The sequence below is a fragment of the Streptomyces sp. NPDC058964 genome, from assembly GCF_042741275.1.
Classification (GTDB): Bacteria; Actinomycetota; Actinomycetes; order Streptomycetales; family Streptomycetaceae; genus Streptomyces.
In genome coordinates this window covers 18,085-23,927 of record NZ_JBHYKH010000082.1, presented here as the reverse complement: position 1 = coordinate 23,927, position 5,843 = coordinate 18,085, and the positions used below count along the sequence as shown (strand labels likewise).

The following is a 5,843-nucleotide window of genomic DNA, read 5'->3' as shown; positions in this document are numbered from 1 at the left end:
AAACACCCCCCCCCCCTCCCCGCCGGGGGGGGGCCCCCCCGCGGGGGGGGGGCACCCACCCCCCGGGGATTGGCTTCCTCATCGATGAGCACCGTCAGTGTTGTGATCCCCTGCTACAAGTACGGCCATTTCCTCGCCGACTGCGTGAGCAGCGTCCTGGACGAGCAGGACGGCGTTGACGTCCGGGTACTCATCATCGACGACGCCTCGCCCGACGACTCGGCGGAAGCCGCGCACAAGCTGGCCGCCTCCGACCCGCGTATCGAAGTCCGTGTCCATGAAACGAACAAGGGCCACATCGCCACCTACAACGAGGGACTCCTGGAATGGGCCGACGGCGACTACGTGGCCCTCCTCTCCGCCGACGACCGGCTGGTCCCGGGCGCACTGGTCCGAGCCGCCGCGCTACTGGACGCCCATCCCGAGGTGGGGTTCGCCTACGGGCGCCCCCTGCGCTTCCAGCACGGCGGCCCACTGCCACGAGCCCGCACGCACAGCACCGGCTCCGTCGTCTATCCCGGGCAGTGGTGGCTGGACCGCCGATTCCGCGAGGGCACGGGCTGCATCACCTCGCCGGAAGTCCTCGTCCGCACCAGCCTCCAGCGCTCCGTCGGTGGCTACGACCCGGCGCTTCCGCACGCAGGCGACATCGAGATGTGGATGCGGCTCGCCGCCCACGCCGACGTCGGCTACGTGCGCGGTGCCGATCAGGCCTTCTACCGCGTCCACGGCAAGAACATGTCGACGACGGACTTCGGCGGCCAGCTCGACGACCTGCGCCAGCGCCTGGTGGCCTTCGACTCGGTCCTCGACAAGTGCGCCGACCGGCTGCCCCAGGCCGATCGCCTGGCGCACCAGGTCCACACCCGGCTCGCCCGCTTCGCGCTGCGCCGCGCCTACCGGGCGTACGACCGCGGACGTACCGGTGCGGTTCCGGTCGACGAGTGCGTGGCGTTCGCCGAGGAGTGCCTGCCGGAGTACGCGTCACTGCCCGAGTACCGTGCCCTGCGCCTGCGGCGGCGGATCGGTCCGAAGACCATGCCGTACCTTCAGCCGCTGGTGTGGTCGGCCGTGCTCGAGCGCGGGCGGGAGTGGCTGTGGTGGGAGTCGTGGAAGCGCCGCGGCATCTGATGAACCAGCAGTTCCGCTCAGTCGGTCGCGGGGATCGGACCGGCGTGCCGGCGCAGACCCGGAGAGGCCTTCCGGCCCCGTGCGTACCGGTCGAACCACAACGCGCCGAGAATGCCGGCGGCCCCGCCCAGCAGAGCCGTGCCCGCCAGGCCCCGGCTCTTGTCGCCCTGCACCTGCGCGGCGCTCGGGGAGACCAGGACGGAGGCGGTGATCCGCGAGCCGTCCGGCACCTTCTGGGCCGTCTGCATCTCTTCGACGTGCTTGCTGTAGACGTCGATGATGCGGCGCACCGCCGTCACGGCGGCGTCGGGTCCGGAAGCCTGCGACTGCACCTGCAGGGAGGGGATCAGATAGCGAGGCGTCGCGCTGGTGCCGCTGTTGCGCGGGATGAGGTGGTAGGTTCCACGCACGCCCGCCGCCTCCAACTCCGCCGTCCCGGCAGGGGATTGGAGCTGCTGGACAACCGCGTAGGAGACCACGGCGAGCGGCGGCTGCAGATTGGTGAACTGGTTCGGCTGGTTCTGCGTCACCGGCGGCTTGAGAACGACCACCGCGGAGCCGGTGAACCGGGGAGCCGGGCGGACCACTTGGTATGCCCCGGCGGCCGTCAACAGCAGCACCACCACCACGATGTACCAGCGGCGGAGCAGCGCATCGGCGACGTTCCCAGGCGACATACGAGATCCTTCCGTCACTCCCGATACTGGCAGGGCGCAAGGCGGGATGCCACCGAATGGAGGGACGGTTCGTGAGTCTCGGTGAGATATGGGCGATTCTGCGCAGACGTTGGTACTTCATGGTGCCCTTCACCCTGCTCAGCCTGCTGGGCGGCTCCTATCTGTACGTGACCGTCCCCGTGTCGTACCAGTCGCAGAGCTCGGTCGCGCTGCTGGACTCCTCGGCCGTCGCCCGGCTGGCCCCCACGTTCGGCAATCCCATCTCGAACGCCGGCGGTTCGCTCATCGTCACGGCCGACGGGCTGTTCAGAACCCTCGAAAAGAGCGACGCCACCAAGGAGTTGCGCGGCCGGGGCGTCACGGATCCGTACACGGCCGGCTTCGCGCCCCAGAGCGACAGCCCGCTGCTCGTGCTCAGCGTCACCGGAAACGACCGGGACAAGGTGCTCAAGGAGACCCGCACGCTGACCACCTTCGCCGGCGAGCAGCTCAATGCCCTCCAGGCCGCCGCCAAGGTCCCGCCCGCGTATCTCGTGCAGACAGCCCCCATCGTCCTGCCGCAGACCCCGGTGGCGAAGTCCAAGAGCCGCTACCAGGACATCGCGGCCGTCGTCATCCTGGGCGTCGTCAGCGCGTTCCTGCTGTCGATCCTGATGGAGGGTGTCGCGGTGGTCCGCCGGCGCCGGCGCTCCGCAACGGACGCCGCCCCCCGACCGCGGAAGGCCCGCGCACCGCAGCGGGTGCGGCCCGGGCCGCCGAGCCGACGGGTCGACGCCACCGCGATCCTCACCGTCTACGTGGTGCTGGCCTTCTTCATCCCGTCGAACCTGGCCCTGCCCGCGCTGGGCGGCGTCGGCACCCCCGCCAACGTCTTCGCCCTGCTCGGACTGCTGTGGTACCTCGCGACCTGGCTCGGCGGCCGCATCCTTCCCGCGCCGGGCACCAGGCTCGCCCGGGTCGCGATGTGCGTGCTCGGGGCGGCCGTCCTGGCGGCGTACGTCGCGGACGCGATGCGCGAAAGCTCGCACCAGGAGGTCCTCGGGGCCGACCGCGGGCTCATCGGGTTCCTGGTATGGGTGTCACTGGTCGTCCTGACCTCGGCCGCCATGCAGGACCGCGGCCGGCTGGACGTGCTGATGCGCCGGGTGGTGGTCCTGGGGTCCGTCGTCGCCGCGATCGGCTTCTACGACTTCTTCGCGGCCACCAACATCGCCGACTCCGTCCACATCCCCGGCCTCCAGACCAGCGTCGCCCAGGTGAGCGCCATGGACCGCGGCGCCTTCACCCGGCCCCGGGCCACCACGGCCCAGCCCCTCGAGTTCGCCGGAATGCTGGCGATCCTCCTGCCCTTCGCGGTCCAGCAGGCCTTCGATCCGGTACGCCGCCACCTCCCCGTGCTGCGCCGCTGGGGCCCGGTGCTGCTCATGGCCGGTGCACTGCCCCTGACGGTGTCGAGGACGTCGATCATCGGCCTGCTGCTGGCCGCCCTGGTGATGGTGCCGCGCTGGAAGCCGGCGCGACGCTGGGCGGCGATCGGTGTGATGACGGCATCGGTGGCCTTCTTCAAGGTGCTCGTGCCCGGATTGATCGGCACCATCACGGGCTTGTTCGCGTCGTTCGTGTCCAACTCCGACAGCAGCACGCAGGCCCGTACGGTCAAGTACAGCGCGATCGTGCCCTACCTGAAGGAACATCCGCTGTTCGGCCGGGGCTTCGGCACCTTCACCCCGGACCTCTACTTCTTCACGGACAACCAGTACATGCTGGCACTGGCCGAGATGGGCGTGGCCGGGCTCCTGGCCCTGCTCACCCTGTTCATCACCGGCATCCACCAGGGCGGCGCGATCCGGCGGCTGGCCCGCACCGAGTCCGACCGCGAACTGGGCCAGGCGTTCTTCGCCTCGTCGCTGGTCGCCCTCGTCATCAGCGCCACCTTCGACTCACTCAGCTTCCCGATGTTCGCCGGCATGTTCTTCCTGATGCTGGGAGCAGGGGCCGCCTATCTGGCCTTCATCCGTCGCGAAGCGATGACCGAAGCCGTACCGGGCCCACGCAGGACGCCTGAGGCCGAGTTCCCCCAACCCGTGGAGTCCCGATGAGTCCCGTCGCCGTCGTCGTCGTCACCTGGAACAGCGCCTCGGTGCTCCCCGGGTTCCTCGCCGCGCTCCCGGACGGCATGGCCGGTCTCGACTGGCGGTTGGCCGTCGCCGACAACGACTCCGCGGACGACACCGTGGAGGTGCTCCGGGAGCTGGCCCCCGAGGCGACCGTCGTCCAGACCGGCCGCAACGCGGGGTACGCCGCCGGCATCAACGCGGCCCTGGCCGCTGCCGGCGAGTGGGACGGCGGATTCGAGGCGGTGCTGATCTGCAACCCGGACATCCGCATGCGCCAGGGCTGCGCCAAACGTCTCGTCGACGGGCTCGAGGGCGAAGTGGGGATCGTCGTTCCCCTCCTGTACGAGGAGGGCCGGGACACACCCCATTTCTCCCTGCGCCGCGAGTCGAGCGTGTCCCGGGCGCTCGGCGAGGCCCTCATCGGCAACCGCCGGGCCGGGCGGTTCCCCCGCCTGAGCGAACTCGTCACCGATCCCGCCGCGTATCAGCGGCCCACCCGCGCGGACTGGGCGACCGGCGCGCTGATGACCATCTCGGCCGGCTGTCTGGCCGCCTGCGGTCCGTGGGACGAGTCCTTCTTCCTCTATTCGGAAGAGACCGAGTACTGCCTGCGTGCGCGAGATCTGGGATACGTCACGCGGCTGGAGCCGACGGCCGAGGCCGTCCATCTCGGGGGCGACTCCCAGGTCTCGCCCCGGCTGTGGACCCTGCTCACCCTCAACCGCGTGCGGCTGTACGGGCGGCGCCACGGCGCCTTCGCCACGGCCTGCTTCCGCGCCGCCGTGCTGCTTCGCGAGACGTCGCGAGCCCTCCTCGGCCGCGGAGCCAGCAGGGCCGCTGCCGCCGCGCTGCTCAGGCCGGGCGCGCTGCGGGGCACTCCCGGTCCGTGACGTCCCGTCGGCCGTTCAGCCCGGCCAAGTCGTGTAGAAGCTTTCGGGGTTCACCAGGTACCGCACCGTCGCGTGCGGCACGTGGCGCACGCTGTGGCAACGGCTGTAGCGGTGGACGAGCTCCCAGTCCTCCCGCGGCAGCACCTCCGGCGTACGACGCAGACGACTGAAGCGCAGCGCCCTGTTGCGCCGCGCGACGAAGGCGTTCGTGTCCAGGAAGGACTCGCGGGCGGCCCGGCGTCGGTCGAAGGGCACGGACAGGACGTCATGCTCGGTCCCGTCCGGCAGGACGCGGCGCAGCGCCGTGTAGACGCCGTCGGGGCCGTGGGGGGACTCCAGCACCGCCAGTGCCTGTTCCAGATGGTCGGGTTCCCAGAGGTTGTCGTCGTCCAGGAACGCCACGTAGCGCGAGCGCGTGAGGCGGATGCCCACGTTGCGCACGACGCCGGCCACCCCGGTGTTGCGGGCCAGTGATACGGCGAACAGACGTGGGTCGTCCGGGAGTCCGGGAAGGCCGGCGCCGTCGTCCACCACCACCACGACCTGGTCGCGAACGGTCTGGGCCAGGGCCGACCGGACCGCCGCCCGCAACTGCTCGGGGCGGCGGTGGGTGGCGATGACCGTGGCGACGAGGGCGGCGGGCACGGGGCCCGCGACAGCCGTGAGGCGGCGGGTCTCGGCGGTCTCGAAGTGGCGCAGCCGCAGCGCGGAGGGGGCGAGGAGGACCTTGTTGCGCAGCTCGAAGAGCACGAGCCAGCCGAAGGCGCGCTTGAGCAGTTCCCAGGGGGCGCGGGCGACGCGTCGCATGATCCTCTTCTCAGCCGGCCGGCTCGGGTGTGATCGGGGTGCCGTGGGAGAACCGGTTGCCGCGCCAGACGTTGCCGGAGCCGTCGGCGTCCCAGGCGGTGACGGCTCCGTAGCCGCCGGAATTGCGGTGGTACCGGGTGGAGAAGACGTTGTCCGTGACGGTGATCCCGGTCGCGGGGGGGTGGGGGTGGGGGGGGGGGGGGTGGGGGGGAGGGCGGGGC

Annotated in this window: 5 protein-coding genes and 1 pseudogene; 3 read left to right on the top strand and 3 right to left on the bottom strand. The window is 71.1% G+C overall.

The window, feature by feature from the left end; all coding sequences use genetic code 11:
• Nucleotides 1–84 precede the first annotated feature (84 nt).
• Nucleotides 85–1,131 (top strand): glycosyltransferase family 2 protein, encoded by a 1,047-nt coding sequence (locus tag ACFW2E_RS13555; RefSeq protein WP_384465858.1) that lies wholly within the window; start codon nt 85–87, stop codon nt 1,129–1,131.
• Between the two features lie 17 nt (nt 1,132–1,148).
• On the opposite strand, the gene ACFW2E_RS13550 is transcribed toward ACFW2E_RS13555, so the two are convergent.
• Nucleotides 1,149–1,808 carry a hypothetical protein gene (locus tag ACFW2E_RS13550; RefSeq protein WP_384465856.1) on the bottom strand — a complete coding sequence of 220 codons (660 nt, stop codon included), beginning with the start codon at nt 1,806–1,808 and terminating at the stop codon, nt 1,149–1,151.
• 71 nt (nt 1,809–1,879) lie between these two features.
• On the opposite strand from ACFW2E_RS13550, the gene ACFW2E_RS13545 reads away from it, so the two are divergent.
• Together ACFW2E_RS13545 and ACFW2E_RS13540 are read left to right on the top strand one after the other, a co-directional pair.
• The gene (locus tag ACFW2E_RS13545) at nt 1,880–3,907 is read left to right on the top strand and encodes an O-antigen ligase family protein (RefSeq protein WP_384465854.1); all 2,028 of its coding nucleotides are present in this window, start codon (nt 1,880–1,882) and stop codon (nt 3,905–3,907) included.
• Complete coding sequence (locus tag ACFW2E_RS13540; RefSeq protein ID WP_384465852.1) at nt 3,904–4,815, top strand: glycosyltransferase; 912 nt, start codon at nt 3,904–3,906, stop codon at nt 4,813–4,815. The genes ACFW2E_RS13545 and ACFW2E_RS13540 overlap by 4 nt, the downstream gene beginning before the upstream one ends.
• A gap of 15 nt (nt 4,816–4,830) precedes the next feature.
• On the opposite strand, the gene ACFW2E_RS13535 is transcribed toward ACFW2E_RS13540, so the two are convergent.
• Nucleotides 4,831–5,622: a glycosyltransferase family 2 protein gene (locus ACFW2E_RS13535; protein WP_384465850.1), complete on the bottom strand. Its 792-nt coding sequence runs from the start codon at nt 5,620–5,622 to the stop codon at nt 4,831–4,833.
• Between the two features lie 10 nt (nt 5,623–5,632).
• Nucleotides 5,633–5,843: pseudogene (locus tag ACFW2E_RS13530) on the bottom strand (hypothetical protein); the annotation flags it as partial.

What these genes read in the sequence shown, in the direction of transcription:
- ACFW2E_RS13540 (WP_384465852.1), top strand. Translation starts at nt 3,904, where the DNA reads ATGAGTCCCGTCGCCGTCGTCGTCGTCACCTGGAACAGCGCCTCGGTG.
- ACFW2E_RS13555 (WP_384465858.1), top strand. Translation starts at nt 85, where the DNA reads ATGAGCACCGTCAGTGTTGTGATCCCCTGCTACAAGTACGGCCATTTC.
- ACFW2E_RS13535 (WP_384465850.1), bottom strand. Translation starts at nt 5,622, where the DNA reads ATGCGACGCGTCGCCCGCGCCCCCTGGGAACTGCTCAAGCGCGCCTTC.
- ACFW2E_RS13550 (WP_384465856.1), bottom strand. Translation starts at nt 1,808, where the DNA reads ATGTCGCCTGGGAACGTCGCCGATGCGCTGCTCCGCCGCTGGTACATC.